The sequence below is a fragment of the Variovorax sp. AC103 genome, from assembly GCF_979254005.1.
In genome coordinates this window covers 201,752-220,304 of record NZ_CEEDFC010000007.1, presented here as the reverse complement: position 1 = coordinate 220,304, position 18,553 = coordinate 201,752, and the positions used below count along the sequence as shown (strand labels likewise).

At 65.7% G+C, this 18,553-nt stretch carries 15 protein-coding genes; 12 read left to right on the top strand and 3 right to left on the bottom strand.

What is annotated here, in order from left to right; all coding sequences use genetic code 11:
- The first annotated feature begins 37 nt into the window (after positions 1 to 37).
- Positions 38 to 1,168 carry a hypothetical protein gene (locus tag AC0IYU_RS13085; protein ID WP_472117310.1) on the top strand — a complete coding sequence of 377 codons (1,131 nt, stop codon included), beginning with the start codon at positions 38 to 40 and terminating at the stop codon, positions 1,166 to 1,168.
- A gap of 100 nt (positions 1,169 to 1,268) precedes the next feature.
- Here the strand turns inward: AC0IYU_RS13085 and AC0IYU_RS13080 are convergent, their stop codons facing one another.
- Positions 1,269 to 2,567 (bottom strand): porin, encoded by a 1,299-nt coding sequence (locus tag AC0IYU_RS13080; RefSeq protein WP_472117307.1) that lies wholly within the window; start codon positions 2,565 to 2,567, stop codon positions 1,269 to 1,271.
- A 246-nt stretch (positions 2,568 to 2,813) separates the two neighbouring features.
- On the opposite strand from AC0IYU_RS13080, the gene AC0IYU_RS13075 reads away from it, so the two are divergent.
- The gene (locus tag AC0IYU_RS13075; protein ID WP_435441931.1) at positions 2,814 to 3,263 is read left to right on the top strand and encodes an OsmC family protein; all 450 of its coding nucleotides are present in this window, start codon (positions 2,814 to 2,816) and stop codon (positions 3,261 to 3,263) included.
- 18 nt (positions 3,264 to 3,281) lie between these two features.
- Here the strand turns inward: AC0IYU_RS13075 and coq7 are convergent, their stop codons facing one another.
- A complete protein-coding gene (gene coq7, locus AC0IYU_RS13070) occupies positions 3,282 to 3,911 on the bottom strand; it encodes a 2-polyprenyl-3-methyl-6-methoxy-1,4-benzoquinone monooxygenase (RefSeq protein WP_472117455.1) in 630 nt (209 codons plus the stop codon).
- A 281-nt stretch (positions 3,912 to 4,192) separates the two neighbouring features.
- On the opposite strand from coq7, the gene AC0IYU_RS13065 reads away from it, so the two are divergent.
- The 8 genes from AC0IYU_RS13065 (at position 4,193) to ygiD (ending at position 13,619) form a co-directional block, all read left to right on the top strand.
- On the top strand, positions 4,193 to 5,425 hold the full coding sequence (locus AC0IYU_RS13065) for a porin (protein WP_472117304.1): 1,233 nt from the start codon (positions 4,193 to 4,195) through the stop codon (positions 5,423 to 5,425).
- A 194-nt stretch (positions 5,426 to 5,619) separates the two neighbouring features.
- Positions 5,620 to 6,600, top strand: a complete 981-nt coding sequence (locus AC0IYU_RS13060; protein WP_435441666.1) for an ABC transporter permease — start codon at positions 5,620 to 5,622, stop codon at positions 6,598 to 6,600.
- Position 6,601: 1 nt separating this feature from the next.
- A complete protein-coding gene (locus tag AC0IYU_RS13055) occupies positions 6,602 to 7,873 on the top strand; it encodes a M20 aminoacylase family protein (RefSeq protein ID WP_472117301.1) in 1,272 nt (423 codons plus the stop codon).
- A 31-nt stretch (positions 7,874 to 7,904) separates the two neighbouring features.
- The gene (locus tag AC0IYU_RS13050) at positions 7,905 to 9,491 is read left to right on the top strand and encodes an ABC transporter substrate-binding protein (protein WP_435441668.1); all 1,587 of its coding nucleotides are present in this window, start codon (positions 7,905 to 7,907) and stop codon (positions 9,489 to 9,491) included.
- A 72-nt stretch (positions 9,492 to 9,563) separates the two neighbouring features.
- On the top strand, positions 9,564 to 10,475 hold the full coding sequence (locus AC0IYU_RS13045; RefSeq protein WP_435441669.1) for an ABC transporter permease: 912 nt from the start codon (positions 9,564 to 9,566) through the stop codon (positions 10,473 to 10,475).
- A 19-nt stretch (positions 10,476 to 10,494) separates the two neighbouring features.
- The gene (locus AC0IYU_RS13040) at positions 10,495 to 11,565 is read left to right on the top strand and encodes an ABC transporter ATP-binding protein (protein ID WP_435482725.1); all 1,071 of its coding nucleotides are present in this window, start codon (positions 10,495 to 10,497) and stop codon (positions 11,563 to 11,565) included.
- Complete coding sequence (locus AC0IYU_RS13035; RefSeq protein ID WP_472117298.1) at positions 11,562 to 12,602, top strand: ABC transporter ATP-binding protein; 1,041 nt, start codon at positions 11,562 to 11,564, stop codon at positions 12,600 to 12,602. The genes AC0IYU_RS13040 and AC0IYU_RS13035 overlap by 4 nt, the downstream gene beginning before the upstream one ends.
- 108 nt (positions 12,603 to 12,710) lie before the next feature.
- A complete protein-coding gene (ygiD, locus tag AC0IYU_RS13030) occupies positions 12,711 to 13,619 on the top strand; it encodes a 4,5-DOPA-extradiol-dioxygenase (protein WP_472117295.1) in 909 nt (302 codons plus the stop codon).
- 27 nt (positions 13,620 to 13,646) lie between these two features.
- Here ygiD and zwf read toward each other — a convergent pair whose 3' ends face one another.
- The gene (gene zwf, locus AC0IYU_RS13025) at positions 13,647 to 15,119 is read right to left on the bottom strand and encodes a glucose-6-phosphate dehydrogenase (protein ID WP_435482728.1); all 1,473 of its coding nucleotides are present in this window, start codon (positions 15,117 to 15,119) and stop codon (positions 13,647 to 13,649) included.
- Positions 15,120 to 15,270: 151 nt separating this feature from the next.
- Between zwf and AC0IYU_RS13020 the strand changes: the two genes are divergently transcribed.
- Together AC0IYU_RS13020 and AC0IYU_RS13015 are read left to right on the top strand one after the other, a co-directional pair.
- Positions 15,271 to 16,284, top strand: a complete 1,014-nt coding sequence (locus AC0IYU_RS13020) for an ABC transporter substrate-binding protein (protein ID WP_472117291.1) — start codon at positions 15,271 to 15,273, stop codon at positions 16,282 to 16,284.
- Complete coding sequence (locus tag AC0IYU_RS13015; RefSeq protein WP_472117288.1) at positions 16,285 to 18,543, top strand: ABC transporter permease; 2,259 nt, start codon at positions 16,285 to 16,287, stop codon at positions 18,541 to 18,543.
- Positions 18,544 to 18,553: the final 10 nt, after the last annotated feature.

The window sequence follows — 18,553 nt, the reverse complement described above, 5'->3', positions numbered from 1 at the left end:
GATGATAAGAGGCATCGGGATTGCATGCGGGTATGACATGGACACAAATGTCATAAACCTATTTCAAAGTACCCCTGCAGCCAATGATTCGGGATTTTTTGGACGCAGCTATTCCGCAGTTCACACGCCTGCCAATCAAATTACGATTGAGCAAAATTTGTTATCAATTTCTGTCAGCGACCTTTCCAAAGGACTGATGCAGGCAGAGGCTGCGCGTGTTCAGCGAAAAGAAATTGGCCGGCCCACGTGGCAGGTCATGGGCAACAGATTGCGTGCGCACATCATTCCGCTGCTGGGTGATGTGCAGGCGCAGTCGTTCGTTACGGCCGATGCGCAGCGCCTCATCGACCACCTCGGCGCGCAGGGCTTCACCAGCACGACGATCGCGCAGTATCTGGTGCTGTTGCGCAAGGTGCTGATGCATGGCGTGCACACCGGCGTGCTGCGCGATGCGCCGGCATTTCCGAAAGTGAAGGTTCGCAGCCAACCGCGCGGCAGCTTCAGCGTGGCGGAGTACCGAACGATCATTGCGGCCGCGCGAAGCTTGCGCGGGCACGCGCACCCGGTGCTCGATCAGCTGTCGGCCGGCGAGCGCTTCTGGATCGCGAGGGAACTGCTCGTGATGCCGGACGAGTTGCCATGGCTGATCCGCTGGATGGTGAACACCTTCGTGCGGCCGAGCGACATCAAGCTCATGAAGCACAAGCACATCGATGTGGTGCGCGGCAAGCATGTCTACCTGCGCATGAACTTGCCGGAGACCAAGCGGCACAGCCAACCCATCGTGAGCCTTCGACCCGCCGTGCGTGTCTATGAATGCTTGCTCGCTCATCGCGGCGAACATGGATTTGGCGGCGCGGAAGACTACATCTTCATGCCGCACCTGAAGAACCGTGAACACGCATTGGCCGTGCTCAACTTCTTTTTCCACTGGGTGCTCGAGAAGACGGGACTCGCCAAGGGGCCGTTGGGTCAGGCCAGGACGCTCTATTGCCTGCGCCACACAGCGATCACGTTGCGGCTCCTGTATGGGCAGGGCATCGACATGCTGACCTTGGCGCGCAACGCACGCACGAGCGTCAACATGGTTGAACGTTTCTACGCGTCGGTGTTGAGCGGAGAAATGAATGTGGGGCTGCTGCAGAGCAGGCGTGGTCGGGTGACTTGAAGGGAAAGGGAAAGGACAAAAAGCCGCCCGGCTTGCACCGGGCGACTTGAGGCTTTGCTGAATCGAACTGGCGGGAGCCAGCATCGGGATCAGACGAAGATCAGAACGCGTGACGGATACCGAAGTCGTAGCCCGTCGAGTTCTTCGGCGTGAAGGCTCCAGCTGTGTTGTTGTAGAAGGCCGGGCCGCCCACAGTCAGAGCCGCGCCGTTCTTGTTGCTCACGCGAGCCACCGTGGCGTACAGGGCCGTGCGCTTCGACAGGTTGTGCACGTAGCCGAGTGCCAGCTTGTTGGCCTTCGGGTCGCGGATCGGCAGAGCGAACGCGGTTTGAACCCTGTTCAGGTCGTACTTGACCGACGAGTACGAAGCGCGGATCAGGCCAGCACCGACCGGCACGGTCACGCCGAGCAGATAGCCCTTCAGGTTCACGTCGGGGCGGCCTCCGCCGAAGGGGGTGACTTCGTAGTCACGCGAGTTCTTGGCGCGCGAAACTTCACCGAAGAGCTTTGCGGGACCGAAGTCGTACGAAGCACCGAGGTTGAAGGTCTTCACAGCGTCGGTGGTACCGGCGTAGTACTGGTCGCCCACAGTGCTGTTGCCGTAGGCAAGTGCGACATCCAGGGGACCGTTGGCGTAGCCGAAGCGACCGCCAATGTAGCGGCCGGTGCGGCTCTTGGCCGCGCTGGCCTGCTCGATTGCGCCGGTCTTCGAATTCAGGGCGAAGCCGGTGCCCGCAGTTGGCGTGAATTCGCCGTTTTTGTACTTGTCGTTTTCGTGGAACGCGTACATCAGCTGACCGTAGAAGCCACCCAGGTTCGGCGGCAGGAAGTAGCCGATCGAGTTGCTGGCGCGAACGTAGTTGGCGTTGCCGCCGAAGCCGCCCGTGCCGCCGGCGGTGTTGAAACCGTTGGCCGTCGAGATCAGGTTGGTGCCCACGCCGTTGGTGCCGAACGGATCGAACACGGTGTCGTTCCAGAAGGTCGGGGTGTAGTCACGGCCGAGGCGGATTTCGCCGAAACCACCGGACAGGCTCACGGTCGAGCGACGAGCGAACGTCGAGACACCGGTTGCGCCGTCGTCATTGGTGATCGGGGCTTCGAGCCAGAAGCTGGCTGCCAGACCGCCACCCAGGTCTTCCGTACCACGGAAGCCCAGACGGCTGGAGTTGTAGCCCGAGTTCGCCAGAGCGGTACGGCGGACCTTGACGCTGCCTTGGTTCGTATACGTGGGAATGTTGAAGTCGTTGCGCAGCACGGTGGGCTTGAGGTCCCGCGAACTGGACGAATAGCTGCTGATCGATGCGTCGACCACACCGAACAGAGTGACGGACGACTGGGCCGAGGCAACACCGGCGACAGCCAGGGCAGCCAGAGCAGCTGCCCTTTCAGGCGCGCGCACTAGAGTGGCTCAGGCCTGCTGCGTGTCCCGCGGCAAAGAAAAAAGCCCCGAGCTTTGCAGCTCGGGGCTAAATCCACCAATTGGAAGGGTGGAGGAGACAACTTGCTGCACGCAACGGGGCGTGCAATGAAATAAAGTATATCGACTGTTTGCTGCGATGCAACAAGCGAGTGACGCTTTTCCCACACATCAACCGATGTTGCTGTGCATTTTTGCCCGACATCTCTCACTGGAACCCGAACGACCATGGAATGCACAGTAAGTTGGACCGGTGACGCCGGCACCCGATCGGCCATGGGCTTCGTTGCCGAGACCGGCAGCGGCCATGTCCTGACGATGGACGGCGCACCCGACGCCACCAAGCCGGAGAACGGCGGCCAGAATCTGGCGCCCCGGCCCATGGAGACGCTGCTCGCCGGCACCGGCGGCTGCACGGCCTATGACGTCGTGCTCATCCTGAAGCGCGGCCGCCACCGCGTCGAGCGCTGCAGCGTCAAGCTGACGAGCGAACGGGCCGAAAAGGATCCCAAGGTGTTCACCAAGATCCACATGCATTTCACGGTGGCGGGAAAAGGCATCCCTGCCTCAGCCGTGGAGCGCGCAGTTGCGCTGAGCCACGAAACCTACTGTTCCGCCAGCATCATGCTGGCGAAGACGGCCGAAATCACCACCAGTTTCGATCTGATCGAAACCTGAGGGCCGGACCATACCGGCTCAGATGCGGTGCGCCAGCGTTGTCATGATGCGGGATGCCACGCGCATCAGGGCCTTGGCTGGGGGCGGCAGTTCCGCAGCCCCGGCATCGACGGCTTGTGCTGCGTGGCGTGCCTCGTCGAGCTTCATTTGCTCGACGACGGCCCTGGAGGCACTGTCGGCGGGTGGAAGGCGGTTCAGGTGGCTGTCGAGGTGGGCCTCCACCTGCCGCTCCGTTTCGGCGACGAACCCCAGGCTCAGCGGATCTCCCAGACGCCCCGCAACCAGCCCGAGGCCGAAAGCGCCGGCGTACCAGAGCGGATTCAGTATCGAAGGCCTTGCGCCAAGTTCATCCAGGCGCTGGCGCGTCCAGGCCAGATGATCGGTTTCCTCGTGTGCGGCCTCGATGAACTGGGCGCGCAAGGATGGGTCATGCGTCACGGCAGCCTGCGCGGTATAGAGCGCTTGTGCGCAGACCTCGCCGACGTGGTTCACGCGCATCAGGGCGCCAGCCTCCCTCCGCTCAGGAGCGCTCAGCTCGCCCGGGGCATCGAAAGGGGCGGGCATGGCCCGGGTGGCGTGGGGGCGGGCAAAAAGAGTGCGCAGTGCCGCGTCCGCCGCGGTCAGAACAGGATCTAGCAGGGGCGTCATGGGTCTATTTGAACCCACGTGGGAAATGACCTGCTTGAGCGTCGTCATATTTCACATGATGGCAAGAAGGGTGGTCCAAGTCCTTTGTTGCAGGCGTGCAACGAAACGCGATGACCAGCCAACTTTTCGGGCGAATTGTTTTGCCCTGCTGCGACGGCTCTGGTGCAATAGCAACAACTTCCCAAAAGGAGGTTGGCCCGGGGTCCGGTGGGAGCACTAAGTGCCAGTCACAGTGAGCCCTTCGCACCGGAGCCCTATGTTTAACCTTGGAGAAACTTGCAATGAAAAAATCTCTAGTTGCTCTGGCTGCCCTGGCTGTCGCCGGTGTTGCCTCGGCTCAGTCGTCCGTCACTCTGTTCGGTGTGGTCGACGCGTCGGTCAGCGGCTACTCGTCCAACTCGCGCGACCTCAACGGTGCGACGCTGTTGAACCCGTTCTACCAAAACCAAGGCAGCGCCAAGGTCAGCCGTACGACTCTGGCTAACTCGGCGTACAACTCCAGCCGTCTGGGCTTCCGTGGTACGGAAGACCTGGGTGGCGGTCTGGCAGCCAGCTTCTGGCTCGAAGCCCCGATCACCAATGACGACGGCGCAACCGGTGTCTCGACGTTCGCTCGTCGCTCGACCGTGAGCCTGTCCGGTGGTTTCGGTGAAATCCGCCTCGGCCGTGACTACACCCCGACCTTCTGGAACGACACCGTGTTCGATCCGTTCGGCACCAACGGCGTGGGCACCAACCTGATCTCGACGGCCAACGGTTTCAACACCGCCGGCGGCACGGGCGGCTTCGGCGGCAATGCCAACTACGTTCGCGCCAGCAACTCGATCGGCTACTTCCTGCCGCCGAACCTGGGTGGCTTCTACGGTCAACTGATGTACGCGTTCCACGAACGTGACAAGTTCGACGGTATCGGCGCTCAAGCTGCTCGCGGTACGGCTCTGAGCCGCACCGGCCGTTACGTCGGTGGTCGCTTCGGCTACGCCAACGGTCCTCTGGACGTCGCAGTTGCCTACGGCAACAGCACGACCGGTGACGCTTTCAACGCCGGTTCGACCGACGCTGTGAAGACCCTGAACCTCGGCGCTTCGTACGACTTCGGTCCCGTGAAGCTCTTCGGTGAAGTTTCGCGCGCCAAGAACACCCGCGACTTCGACGGCAACTTCGTGTTCCAGCCGATCAACCCGCCTGACGTCGATCTGACCGGTTACCTGCTCGGCGTGACCGTGCCGGTCGGTGCTGGCCTGATCCGCGCTTCGTACTCGGCTGTGAAGTACGACCTGAACGCAGTTCAGAACCCGTTCGCCCTGCCGATCCGCGACCCGAAGGCCAACAAGCTGGCAATCGGCTACGTGCACAACCTGTCGAAGCGCACGGCTCTGTACGCAACGGTGGCTCGCGTGAGCAACAAGAACGGTGCAGCTCTGACGACCGGCGGCCCGGCGTTCATCAGCAACGCAACGTTCACCCCGAAGAACTCGACCGGCTACGACTTCGGTATCCGTCACGCTTTCTAATTTGACGCTGGCGTAAGCCAGCTTCGAATCAAAAGCTCAAGAAGCCACTCGACGAAAGTCGAGTGGCTTTTTCGTTCTGGCGCACCCTCCGTGACGAGTGTTGGCAAAGAGCACCAAGTGCGTGCACCCCCGGGGAACCCCCGTGCGGGCACGCACCTTGCACTGCTAGCATGCCCGTAAACTTTAGTAGCTGAATGATCGCCTTTGTACTGCGCCGCCTGATCCAGGCCGTGATCGTGATGATCGCGGTCGCGTTCATCGCCTTCCTTTTGTTCCAGTATGTCGGCGACCCCGTCGTGTTCCTGCTGGGACAAGACGCCAAGCCCGACCAGATCCGCGAACTGCGCGCCTCATTGGGGCTCGACCAGCCCTTCTTCGTGCAGTTCTGGCACTTCCTGGTGAATGCCGCGCAGGGCGAGTTCGGATTGAGCCTGCGCCAGGGCGCCAAGGTGTCGCGCCTCATCGGCGAACGCTTTCCCGCCACGCTTGAACTCGCGCTCGTGGCTGCGGTGCTCGCGTTGTTCATCGGCATCCCGATGGGCGTGTACACCGCGCTGCGCCGCGGTACCTTCATGAGCCAGGTGTTCATGACCGTGTCGCTGCTGGGCGTGTCGCTGCCCACGTTCCTGATCGGCATCCTGCTGATCCTCGTGTTCGCGGTCACGCTCGGCTGGTTTCCCAGCTTCGGGCGCGGCGAGACGGTGAGCTTCGGCTGGTGGACCAGCGGCCTGTTCCGCGCCGACGGCTGGCACCACATCGTGCTGCCGGCCGTGACGCTGGCGATCTTCCAGCTCACGCTCATCATGCGGCTGGTGCGCGCCGAGATGCTCGAGGTGCTGCGCACCGACTACATCAAGTTCGCGCGCGCGCGCGGCCTGTCGAACCGCGCCATCCATTTCGGCCACGCGCTCAAGAACACGCTGGTGCCGGTGATGACCATCACCGGCCTGCAGCTCGGCGGCCTGATCGCCTTTGCCATCATCACCGAGTCGGTGTTCCAGTGGCCGGGCATGGGCCTGCTGTTCATCCAGGCCGTCACCTTCGCAGACATCCCGGTGATGGCGGCCTACCTCTGCCTCATTGCCTTGATCTTCGTGGTGATCAATCTGGTGGTCGACCTGCTGTATTTCGTGGTCGATCCGCGTCTGCGCGTCGGCAAGGCGGGAGGGCACTGACATGACGGCAATGACATCCGAGGCGCCACGCCTCCAGGCGTCCGGGCGCGCGTTCGCGCACATCGCGAGCTTCTATCCGGAGATCGCGGCCTTTCGCCGCGACCTGCATGCACACCCCGAACTCGGCTTCGAAGAGGTCTACACCTCGGGCCGCGTGCGCGAGGCCCTGCGCGCCTGCGGTGTGGATGAGATCCACGAGGGCATCGGCAAGACCGGTGTGGTCGGCGTGATCCGTGGCAAGTCGACCGCCAGCGGCCGCATGATCGGCCTGCGCGCCGACATGGATGCGCTGCCCATGCGCGAGGACAACGACTTTGGTTGGCGCTCCGCCAAGGACGGCCTCATGCACGGCTGCGGCCACGACGGCCACACCGCCATGCTGGTTGGCGCGGCGCGCTACCTTGCCGAAACACGCGACTTCGACGGCACGGCCGTGCTGATCTTCCGGCCCGGCGAAGAAGGCTTCGCCGGCGCGCGCGTGATGATCGAGGACGGCCTGTTCGACCGCTTCCCCGTGAACGCCGTCTACGCCATGCACAACTGGCCCGCCATGCCGGCCGGCACCGTGGGCATCAACCGCGGCGCGATGATGGCCGCGGCCGACCGCGTCACCATCCACATCAAGGGCAAGGGCGGCCATGGCGCGCACGCTTACCAGACCGTCGACCCGGTGATCGTCGCGGCGCACATCATCACCGCGGCCCAGAGCATCGTCTCGCGCAACGTGCGCCCGATCGACGCCGCGGTCCTCAGCATCTGTGCCATGCAGGCCGGCGACCTCGGCGCCATGAGCGTGATACCGGGCGAGGCCACGATGGTCGGCACGGTACGCACCTTCAGCGCCCGCGTGCAGGCGCAGGTGGAGCAGCGGCTGAGCGAGCTGTGCACGGCCATTGCTTCCGGCTTCGGCGCGAGCGCCAGCATCCAGTACGAGCGCATCTACCCCGCCACCATCAACACCGCGCCCGAGGCGATGTTCGCGGCCGACGTGGCCGAATCGCTGGTGGGCGCGAAGAACGTCGACCGCAACATGGAGCCCAGCATGGGCGCGGAAGACTTCTCCTTCATGTTGCAGAAGAAGGCAGGCGCCTACCTGCGCATCGGCCAGAACGTGCGCGAAGGCGCCTACCTGCACAACAGCCGCTACGACTTCAATGACGAGATCCTGCCGCTCGGCGCCGCGCTGCACGCCGGCCTGATCGAGCAGGGCATGCCGCTTGCCGCTACCCGCGGCGCGCAGCCAGTGAAAGCAGCCGCCACCGCGGCGACGTGATGTGTTCGATTTCAACCCGAGGAGTGATTACATGAGTTTCAAGAAGAATGTGGCTGCGGCCGCCGTCATGTGCGCCCTGGGCGCACTCAGCATGGCTGCCGGCGCGCAGACCATCCGCGTTGCGAACCAGGGGGACGCCCTGTCGCTCGACCCGCACTCGCTCAACGAGTCGCTGCAACTGAGCACCACCGCCAACGTGTATGAAACCCTGGTCGGGCGCAACAAGGACCTGAGCGTCGCGCCGTTGCTGGCCACCAGCTGGAAGCAGACCTCGCCCACCGTGTGGCGCTTCGAACTGCGCAAGAACGTGCAGTTCCACGACGGCACGCCGTTCAACGCCGACGACGTGATCTTCAGCTTCGCGCGCGCCTCGGGCGACGGCTCGGACATGAAGTCGAACACCACCGACATCAAGGAAGTCCGCAAGGTCGACCCGTACACCATCGAGATCGAGACCAAGGGCCCGTTCCCGATCCTGCCCGACGTCATCACGCAGCTCATGATCATGAGCAAGAAGTGGTGCGAGGAGAACAAGGCCGTCACGCCCGTGGACCGCCGCAAGGGCATCGAGAACACCGCCTCGTTCAAGGCCAACGGCACCGGCCCGTACCGCGTGCGCGAACGCCAGCCGAACGTGCGCACGGTGTTCACGCGCAACCCTACCTACTGGGGCAAGATCGAAGGCAACGCGCAGGAAGTCATCTTCACCCCGATCGCCAACCCGGCCACCCGCGTGGCCGCGCTCATCTCCGGCGAAGTCGACGTGATGGAGCCGGTGCCGGTTCAGGACATCGCGCGCGTCAACGCCAGCCCGACGGCCCGCGTCATCTCCGGCCCCGAACTGCGCACCATCTTCCTGGGCATGGACCAGAAGCGCGACGAGCTGCTCTACTCGAGCGTGAAGGGCAAGAACCCGTTCAAGGACAAGCGCGTGCGCCAGGCCTTCTACCAGGCCATCGACATCGTCGGCATCCAGCGCACCGTGATGCGCGGCGCCTCGCGCCCGACCGGCCTGATGGTCGGCCCCGGCATCAACGGCTGGACCGAAGCGCAGGACAAGCGCCTCCCGCTGGACGTCGAAGGCGCCAAGAAGCTGCTGGCCGACGCCGGCTACCCCAACGGCTTCGAGGTGTCGCTGAACTGCCCGAACGACCGCTACGTGAACGACGGCCAGATCTGCCAGAGCGTGGCCTCCAACCTCGCGAAGATCGGCGTGAAGATCAACCTCGTGGCCGAGACCAAGGGCACGTACTTCCCCAAGGTGCTGCGCCGCGACACCAGCTTCTACATGCTGGGCTGGACCCCGACCACCTACGACTCGCACAACGCGCTGACCGCGCTGATGGCCTGCCCCGACGACAAGACCGGCGCCGGCCAGTTCAACCTGGGCGCGTACTGCAACCCGAAGGTCGACGAGCTGACCAAGAAGATCCAGTCCGAAACCGACAAGCCCAAGCGCGACGCGATGATCAAGGAAGCCTTCGACCTGCACACCGCCGACATCGGCCACCTGCCGCTGCACCAGCAGACGCTGGCCTGGGGTGTCAGCAAGAAGGTGTCGCTCACGCAGATGGCCGACAACTACATGCCGTTCAAGTGGATGAGCATCAAGCCGTGATCCCCAGGGCCGCTCTCTGAGCGGCCCGACCATGGGCCCGCTTCTTGCGGGCCCATTCCTTTTTGCCCCACGATGAAAAAAACACTAGCCCGTTGGCTCGACAGCGATGTCGGCTACAGCTTCCGCACTTCGCCGGTGGCGATTGCAGCGGCGCTCATTGCGCTGGTCTGCGTCATCTGTGCGTTGTTCGCCGGATGGGTTTCCCCGCACAACCCCTTCGACCTTGCCGTGCTCGAACTCGGCGACGCACGGCTGCCGCCGGCGTGGACCGCCGAAGGCTCCTCCAAGTACCTGCTCGGCACCGACGACCAGGGCCGCGACATTCTCTCGGCCGTCATTTACGGCGCGCGCATCTCGCTGATCGTCGGCCTGGTGTCGGTGGCGCTGTCGCTCGTGGTGGGCGTGGTGCTCGGCCTGCTGGCCGGTTTCTTCGGCGGCTGGCTCGACTCTTTCCTCATGCGCGTGTGCGACGTGATGCTGTCGTTCCCGCCCATCCTGGTGGCGCTGCTCATCTCGGGCGTCGGCCGTGCGCTCTTTCCCGGCGCGCACGAGTCGCTGGCGTTCGGCGTGCTGATCATTTCCATTTCGCTGACCGGCTGGGTCCAGTACGCGCGCACGGTGCGCGGCTCCACGCTCGTGGAGCGCAACAAGGAATACGTGCAGGCCGCGCGCGTCACCGGCGTGGCGCCCGTGCGCATCATGCTGCGCCACGTGCTGCCCAACGTGATGGGGCCGGTGATGGTGCTGGCCACGATCCAGGTGGCCACGGCCATCATCACCGAGGCCACGCTGTCGTTCCTCGGCGTGGGCGTGCCGCCGACCTCGCCTTCGCTGGGCACGCTCATCAGTATCGGCAACCAGTACCTGTTCTCGGGTGAATGGTGGATCACGGTGTTCCCGGGGCTGATGCTGGTGCTGATCGCACTCAGCGTGAACCTGCTGGGCGACTGGCTGCGCGACGCGCTCAACCCGCGCTTGCGCTGAACACAAGGACAACGCCACCATGACGCTGCTCCAGGTCAAAGACCTCGTCGTCGAATTTCCGCACCGCCGCGGCACGCTGCGTGCCATCGACCGCATTTCCTTCGACATCGCACCCGGGGAAATCCTGGGGGTGGTGGGTGAGTCGGGCGCGGGCAAGTCGCTCACGGGCGCGGCCATCATCGGCCTGCTCGAGCCGCCCGGGCGCGTGGCCGGCGGGGAGATCCTGCTCGAAGGCCAACGCATCGACAACCTCGGTTTCGATGCCATGCGGCCCATTCGCGGGCGCAAGATCGGCGCGATTTTCCAAGACCCGCTCACTTCGCTGAACCCGCTCTACAGCGTGGGCCGGCAACTGGTCGAGACGATCCGCGCCCACTTGCCCGTGACCGAGTCCGAAGCGCGCAAGCGCGCCATCGGCCTGCTGCAGGACACCGGCATTCCCGCCGCCGAACAGCGCATCGACCACTTTCCGCACCAGTTCTCCGGCGGCATGCGCCAGCGCGTGGTGATTGCGCTGGCACTCGCCGCGGAGCCCAAGCTCATCGTGGCCGACGAGCCGACCACCGCGCTCGACGTGTCGATCCAGGCGCAGATCATTCAGCTGCTCAAGCGCATCTGCAAAGAGCGCGGCGCGGCGGTGATGCTCATCACGCACGACATGGGCGTGATCGCCGAGACCTGCGACCGCGTGGCCGTGATGTATGCGGGCCGCATCGCCGAGATCGGCCCGGTGCACGAGGTGATCCACCAGCCCTCGCACCCCTACACCTCGGGGCTGATGGCCTCGATTCCGGACATGACGAGCGACCGCGAACGGCTCAACCAGATCGACGGCGCCATGCCGCGGCTCAACGCCATTCCCACCGGCTGTGCCTACAACCCGCGCTGCCCGCGCACCTTTGCACGCTGCCTGACCGAACGGCCCGAGCTCATGCATGCCGGCGCCACGCGCGCGGCCTGCTGGCTGCACGACGGCGCGGACCCGCATGCGGGGCAGGCCGAGATCGCCGCGAAGCACCATGACGCGCTCGCGGGCGGCGAACGCGCCGCGCCCGAGGCGTCCGAACCCCTCGTGGAGGTGACGCGATGAGCGCCGTGACCGAACCCGTCATCGCCACGACCGCGGCCGTTGCCGGTGAACCCCTCGTGGTCGCGCACGATCTCGCGCGCACCTTCGACGTGTCGCCACCCTGGCTCAACCGCGTGCTCGAGCGCAAGCCGCGCGTGCTGCTGCACGCGGTGGACGGCGTGAGCTTTTCCATCGAGCGCGGCAAGACGCTGGCGCTGGTGGGCGAATCGGGCTGCGGCAAGAGCACCGTGGCGCGCCTGCTGGTGGGCCTGTACGCGCCCACGCGCGGCGGCCTGCAGTTCGACGGGCAGGACGCGCATGCCGCGTTCAAGACGCCCGAGGGCCGCAAGCTGCGCCGCCGCATCCAGATGATCTTCCAGGACCCGTACGCGAGCCTGAACCCGCGCTGGATCGTGGAAGACATCATCGGCGAGCCGCTGCGCGAGCACGACATCCTGAGCGACAAGGCTGCGCTGCGCGAGCGCGTGGGCGAGCTGCTGAAGTCGGTCGGCCTCTCGCCGCTGGACATGAGCAAGTACCCGCACCAGTTCTCCGGCGGGCAGCGCCAGCGCATTTCCATTGCGCGCGCGCTCGCCACGCAGCCCGAGTTCCTGGTGTGCGACGAGCCCACCTCGGCGCTCGACGTGAGCGTGCAGGCGCAGGTGCTCAACATCATGAAGGACCTGCAGCGCGAGCAGGGCCTGACGTATCTTTTCATCTCGCACAACCTTGCGGTGGTGCGGCACGTGGCCGACCAGGTCGGCGTGATGTACCTCGGCCGGCTGGTCGAAGTGGCTGACAAGCAGGCGCTGTTTGCGGCGCCCCAGCATCCGTACACGCGCATGCTGCTGGACGCCATTCCTCAGATGAAGCACACCGGCCGCCAGCGCACGCCGGTGCAGGGCGAGGTGCCCAACCCGCTGAACCCGCCCACGGGCTGCGCCTTTCATCCGCGCTGCCCGCACGCCAATGCGCGCTGCTCGGCCGAGCGGCCGAAGTTGCTGAGCATCAAGGGCGTGCAGGTGGCCTGCCATGCGGCCGAGGAAGGGCGCATCTAGGCGTGACGCTTCCATAGGTTGTTGCGTGCGCTGGCCGGACGCAGGTCTCTTTCGAAAAGTGTGCGCAAAGGCACCGCCTTGCGCACAGAACTGCTGCAGAGTGCCGCCATGCCAATGACGACGACGCTTGCACACTCCGAACTGGGCCGCCGCGGCTTCCTGATGGGCTCCGCCCTGGGCGCGACCGCGGTGCTCGCTTCCCTGGCCTGCAGCGTACAGGCGGCTGGCGCGCCTTCGCGGCGCATGCCGGTCGTGTTCATCGGCCACGGCACGCCCATGAACGCCATCGCCGACAACGCCTTCACGCGCCGGCTGTCGGCATGGGGCAGGGAGCTGCCGCGGCCCTCGGCCATCCTCAGCGTGTCGGCGCACTGGCTCAGCCGCGGCGCCACCGGAGTCGGCGTGCAGGCGAACCCGAAGACGATCCACGATTTCGGCGGTTTTCCGCAGGCGCTGTTCGATGTTCAGTACCCCGCGTCGGGCCATCCCGCGCTGGCCCGTGAAACCGTCGGCGTGGTGAAGCAATCGGCCGTGATCGCCACCGACCAGTGGGGCCTCGACCATGGCACGTGGTCGGTGCTGAAGCACCTGTATCCCAAGGCCGACGTGCCCGTGTTCCAGCTCAGCATCGACTACGACAAGCCGGCCGCCTTCCACTACGCCGTGGGGCGCGACCTGGCGGCATTGCGCGACCGGGGTGTGCTCGTGATGGGCAGCGGCAACGTGGTGCACAACCTGCGCGCCACGGACCGCGGCACGCCCGACGGGCCGAGCGCGAGCCGGCCGTGGGCGCAGGCTTTCGACGATGCGGTGAAATCCGCGCTGGCGGGGCGCGACGACCGAGCGCTGGTCGATTACGAGAAGCTGGCGGGGGCGTCCACCGCCGTGGCAATGCCCGACCACTACTACCCTTTTCTCTACGCCCTCGGCGCCGCCGGCATCGGCGAGTGTGCGAAGACGGTCTACGAGGGATTCCAGTCGGGCACGCTCAGCATGCGGTGCCTGCAGTTCGGCTGAGGCTGAGCGCGCGGCCGCAAGGGCGGGTTACTGCTCCTCGCCCCAGGCGAACCCGTCGCGCGCAATCATCGCGCTCGACGCGCTCGGGCCCCAGGTGCCGGCCGCATAGGGGCGCGGACCGCCGTCCGATGCCCAGCTGTCGATCAGCGGCTCGACCCAGCGCCACGCCTCTTCCTGCTCGTCGCTGCGCACGAACAGGTTGAGGCGCCCGTCGATCACGTCGAGCAGCAGGCGCTCGTAGGCGCCCACGCGTTCGGAGCCGAAGCGCTTGTCGAAGTCCAGGTCGAGCTGCACCGGCGCCAGTTGCGTGGCGGCGCTGTTCGCTCCGCTGCTGCGCTGGCGGTTGTCCTGCGCCTGCGCGAGCATGTGCAGTTCCAGCCCGTCCTTGGGCTGCAGGTTGATCACCAGCTTGTTGACGTTGCCGGCCGGCGCGCGGTAAATGGCGTGCGGCGTGGGCCTGAAGTTGACCTCGATGCGTGCGTCGCGCGAGCCCAGGCGCTTGCCGGTGCGGATGTAGAAGGGCACGCCGGCCCAGCGCCAGTTGGCGATTTCGGTGCGCAGCGCCACGAAGGTCTCGGTGCGGCTGTCGGGCGGCACGCCGGGTTCGTCGCGGTAGCCCTGCACCCGCTCGCCGTAGGCCGTGCCGGCGGTGTACTGGCCGCGCACCGCATGCAGGTTCAGGCTTTCGGGGGTCCAGGGCTTCAGCGCGCGCAGCACCTTGAGCTTCTCGTCGCGGATGGCGTCGGCGTGCGCGTTGATCGGCGGCTCCATGGCCACGGCGCACAGCAGTTGCAGCGCGTGGTTCTGCACCATGTCGCGCAGCGCGCCGGTCTGGTCGTAGAAGGCGCCGCGCTTTTCCACGCCCAGGTCCTCCGCGATGGTGATCTGGATGTTGGCGATGTGTTCGCGCCGCCAGATGGGCTCGAACAGCGCATTGCCGAAGCGCATGGCGAACAGGTTCTGTACAGAGGGCTTGCCGAGGTAGTGGTCGATGCGAAAGACCTGCTTTTCCTCGAGCACCTTGCTCACCGCCGCATTGATGGCACGGTTCGATGCAAGGTCGTGGCCCAGCGGCTTTTCGAGCACGATGCGCGTGCTCGGCCCGTTCAGGCCCGCCGCGGCAATCTGCTCGACCACCTGCGTGAAGAGCGCGGGCGCGGTGGCCACGTACATCACCACCGTGTCGGCATTGCGCTGCTTGAGCAGCTCGGCCAGCCGCGCATAGTCGTCGGGCTTGGACAGGTCCATGCGCAGGTAGTGCAGCATCGACGCGAACTTCTTGAACTCTTCGGGTGAAGGGCGCTTGGAACCCTCGACCGCGCTGAAGCGCGACTGGATGAGTTCGCGGTACTGGTCGTCGGAGTGATCGTCCCGCGCCACGCCGATGATGCGGCCGTCCTGCGGAAGGCTGCCGTGCCGGAATGCCTGGAACAGCGCGGGCATCAGCTTGCGCCATGCGAGGTCACCGGTACCGCCGAACAGAACGAGATCGAAGCTCATGAAAAAACTTTCCTTTGTCTGGATGCCGAGCAGGCCGCAGGCCTGGGGGTGCAGTCGCGATGGTACTTGTACCGATTTTTGAAACCTGTACTAAAGCTATGCTGCCACGTGGCCGCAAGGCCTTTTTTTGTTGAAGAGGCGGAGATTCCCAATGAAGAGCAAGATTTTTACCGCAGCCGCGCTGCTCGGCCTGTCGGCCGCGGCCTCGGCCCAGACCGTGAACGTGATCTGTTCGGTGCAGGCCGAATGGTGCAACGTGATCTCCACCGTCTACGCGCGCACCACGGGCGTCCGCATCAACATGGCGCTCAAGGGCTCCGGCGAGGCGCTGGCCCAGTTGATCGCCGAGAAGGACAACCCCAAGACCGACGTCTGGTTCGGCGGCACCGGCGACCCGCACCTGCAGGCGGCCGAGCAGGGCCTCACGCTCGAGTACAAGTCGCCCACGCTGTCGCAGCTGCACCCCTGGGCGCAGCAGCAGGCCAGGCAGTCGGGCTACAAGACGGTCGGCATCTACTCGGGCCCGCTGGGCTTCGGCTACAACCCCGAGCTGCTCGCCAAGAAGAAGCTGCCCGTGCCCAAGACCTGGGCCGACCTGCTCAAGCCCGAGTACAAGGGCGACATCCAGGTGGCGAACCCCGCGTCCAGCGGCACGGCCTACACCATGATCGCCACGCTCGTGCAGATGATGGGCGAGGACAAGGCCTTCGAATACCTCAAGGCGCTGCACAAGAACGTGGGCCAGTACACCCGCTCCGGCACCGGCCCCATCAAGGCGGTGGCGCGCGGCGAAACCGCGATCTCCATCAGCTTCGTGCACGACGGCCCGGGCGAGAAGATGCAGGGCTTCCCGGTGGAGACCATCACGCCGAGCGACGGTACCGGCGCCGAGATCGGCTCCATGAGCATCATCAAGGGCGCGCGCAACCTCGACGCCGCCAAGAAGTTCTACGAATGGGCGCTCACGCCCGGCGCGCAGGAACTGGGCGCCGCGAACAAGCAGTTCCAGCTGCCGAGCAACGTGAACGCCAAGCTCGATCCGCGCATTCCGGACTTCAAGAAGATCAAGTTCATCAACTACGACTACGCCAAGTACGGCGCCAGCGCGGAGCGCCGCCGCCTGATCGCGCGCTGGGAAAAAGACGTCAACTCGCTGCCGCGCTAAGTGGACGCGCGTTCCATCGACGGTGCGCCGGCCAACCCGGCGTCCGTGGCGGCGGCCCGGCGCTCGCAGCGCTGGATCCGGGCATGGGTGGCGCTGGGTTTCGCGGCCTACCTGCTGCTGCCTTGGTACGCGATCCAGGATGCCACCTGGTACGAGGCCGTTCCGCAGGTCTTCGGCCAGGCCGAGGGCGCCAACGGCCTGATGCAGGCGGCCACGCAGGGGCGCGGCTGGCTGTTCATCGGGCTGGTGGGACTGGCGTTGTGCGCCGTGGGTGCATGGCGGCCGGCCGGCAAGGCGCAAGGGCGCTGGCTGCTGGCCGGTGGCGCGATCGGCTTCATCGGGCTGGCCGTTGCGGGCTTCACCATCGGCGCCAAGGGCTGGAGCTTCGCGGCACTCAATACGCAGTTCGGCGAGCTGGCCATCAACCAGTTCGGCATTGGCGCGGGCGGCTTCGTGGCGCTCACCGCCCTGGTGCTGCTGGCGGCCTTCGGCATGGCGCGGCTGGGCCTGTTCAAGGGCGACCTGTTCGTGTCTGCCGCCGTCATCGGTTGTGGCGTGCTGATGGCGCTGTTCATCGCCTACCCGGTGAGCAAGGCGCTGGCCGGCGCGTTCTTCAATGAAGACGGGCAATGGTCGATCACCGCCTTCATCGCGCGTGTGTTCACCGAGCGCATCTGGGGCGTGGGTTGCCTTGCCGGCGGCGTGCGCTGCGGCGTGGCATGGAACACGCTGGTGCTGGCGCTGCTCACGGCCGCCGGCACCACCTTCCTCGGCACCCTTATGGCGTTGATGGCCGAGCGCGGCAGCAAGCGCGGGCAGGGTGCGTTGCGGGTGCTGGCGCTGCTGCCGATCATCACGCCACCCTTCGTGGTGGGCCTGGGGCTGATCCTGCTGTTCGGCCGTGCCGGCATCGTCAACCAGGTGCTCGAGAGCGTGTTCGGCATCGAGCCCACGCGCTGGTTCTACGGCATGCCGGGCGTGCTGGTGGCGCAGCTGTTCGCCTTCACGCCCATCGCGTTCATGATCATGCGCGGCGTGGTGCAGGGCATTGCGCCCAGCCTGGAGGAGGCCGCGCAGATGCTGCGCGCCGACCGGCGCCGCACCTTCTTCACCATCACGTTGCCGCTGCTCAAGCCCGGGCTGGCCAACGCCTTCCTGGTCGGCTTCATCGAGAGCATTGCCGACTTCGGCAACCCGGTGGTGGTGGGCGGGCAGTTCTCGGTGCTGTCGACCGACATCTTCTTCGCCATCGTCGGCGCGCAGTACGACCAGGGCCGCGCGGCCTCGCTGGCCTGGGTGCTCACGCTGTTCGCGCTCGGCGTGTTCGCGCTGCAGCGCGGCCTGCTGGGCAAGCAGAACTACACCACCGTGAGCGGCAAGGGGGACGCCGGCATCGCGATGGCGCTGCCCGACGGCGTGCGCCGCACCATCTACTGCGTGGCGCTGCCGTGGATCGCCTTCACCGCCGTGGTCTACCTGTTCGCCTTCGCGGGCGGCTTCGTGCAGACCTGGGGGCGCGACTACACCTTCACGCTGAACCACTTCAAGAGCGCCTTCGCGCTCGAGTGGGGCCAGTTCGGGCTGGTGTGGGCCGGCACCGCATGGAACTCGCTGATCACCACGCTCAAGCTCGCGGGCATCTCGGCGCCCATTACGGCGGCGCTGGGCCTGCTGATCGCGTGGCTGCTGGCGCGCAACGAGTTCAAGGGGCAAGGCTTCTTCGAGTTCGGCGCGCTGCTGGCGTTTGCGATTCCGGGCACGGTGCTGGGTGTGAGCTACATCCTGGCCTTCAACGTGCCGCCCTTCGAGCTCACGGGCACCGGGCTGATCATCGTGCTGTGCTTCATGTTCCGCAACCTGCCGGTGGGCGTGCGGGCCGGCACGGCGGCCTTCAAGCAGCTGGACCGCTCGCTTGACGAGGCCTCGCTGATGCTGCGCGCATCGACCTCGCAGACGCTCTTCAAGGTGGTGCTGCCGCTCTTGAAGCCCGCGCTGGTGGCTGCGCTGGTCTACAGCTTCGTGCGCGCCATGACGACGGTGAGCGCGGTGATCTTCCTGGTCACGGCCGAGAACGAGCTCGCCACCACGTACATCATTGGCCGTGTGGGCAACGGCGACTACGGCATTGCGCTGGCGTACTGCACGGTGCTCATGATCCTGATGTCGCTGGCTATTGCGCTGGTGCAGTTCGTGGTGGGGGAGCGCAAGCTGGGGCGGCGCAAGACCGGGGCTCCCGTGGTGGCCGCGCCGGTGCATTGAAACGAGAGAA

Bases quoted from the DNA above. Each gene is read 5' to 3' on its own strand.
- AC0IYU_RS13085 (WP_472117310.1), top strand. From the start codon at position 38: ATGGACACAAATGTCATAAACCTATTTCAAAGTACCCCTGCAGCCAAT.
- AC0IYU_RS13075 (WP_435441931.1), top strand. From the start codon at position 2,814: ATGGAATGCACAGTAAGTTGGACCGGTGACGCCGGCACCCGATCGGCC.
- coq7 (WP_472117455.1), bottom strand. From the start codon at position 3,911: ATGACGCCCCTGCTAGATCCTGTTCTGACCGCGGCGGACGCGGCACTG.
- AC0IYU_RS13065 (WP_472117304.1), top strand. From the start codon at position 4,193: ATGAAAAAATCTCTAGTTGCTCTGGCTGCCCTGGCTGTCGCCGGTGTT.
- AC0IYU_RS13060 (WP_435441666.1), top strand. From the start codon at position 5,620: ATGATCGCCTTTGTACTGCGCCGCCTGATCCAGGCCGTGATCGTGATG.
- AC0IYU_RS13055 (WP_472117301.1), top strand. From the start codon at position 6,602: ATGACGGCAATGACATCCGAGGCGCCACGCCTCCAGGCGTCCGGGCGC.
- AC0IYU_RS13050 (WP_435441668.1), top strand. From the start codon at position 7,905: ATGAGTTTCAAGAAGAATGTGGCTGCGGCCGCCGTCATGTGCGCCCTG.
- AC0IYU_RS13045 (WP_435441669.1), top strand. From the start codon at position 9,564: ATGAAAAAAACACTAGCCCGTTGGCTCGACAGCGATGTCGGCTACAGC.
- AC0IYU_RS13040 (WP_435482725.1), top strand. From the start codon at position 10,495: ATGACGCTGCTCCAGGTCAAAGACCTCGTCGTCGAATTTCCGCACCGC.
- AC0IYU_RS13035 (WP_472117298.1), top strand. From the start codon at position 11,562: ATGAGCGCCGTGACCGAACCCGTCATCGCCACGACCGCGGCCGTTGCC.
- ygiD (WP_472117295.1), top strand. From the start codon at position 12,711: ATGCCAATGACGACGACGCTTGCACACTCCGAACTGGGCCGCCGCGGC.
- zwf (WP_435482728.1), bottom strand. From the start codon at position 15,119: ATGAGCTTCGATCTCGTTCTGTTCGGCGGTACCGGTGACCTCGCATGG.
- AC0IYU_RS13020 (WP_472117291.1), top strand. From the start codon at position 15,271: ATGAAGAGCAAGATTTTTACCGCAGCCGCGCTGCTCGGCCTGTCGGCC.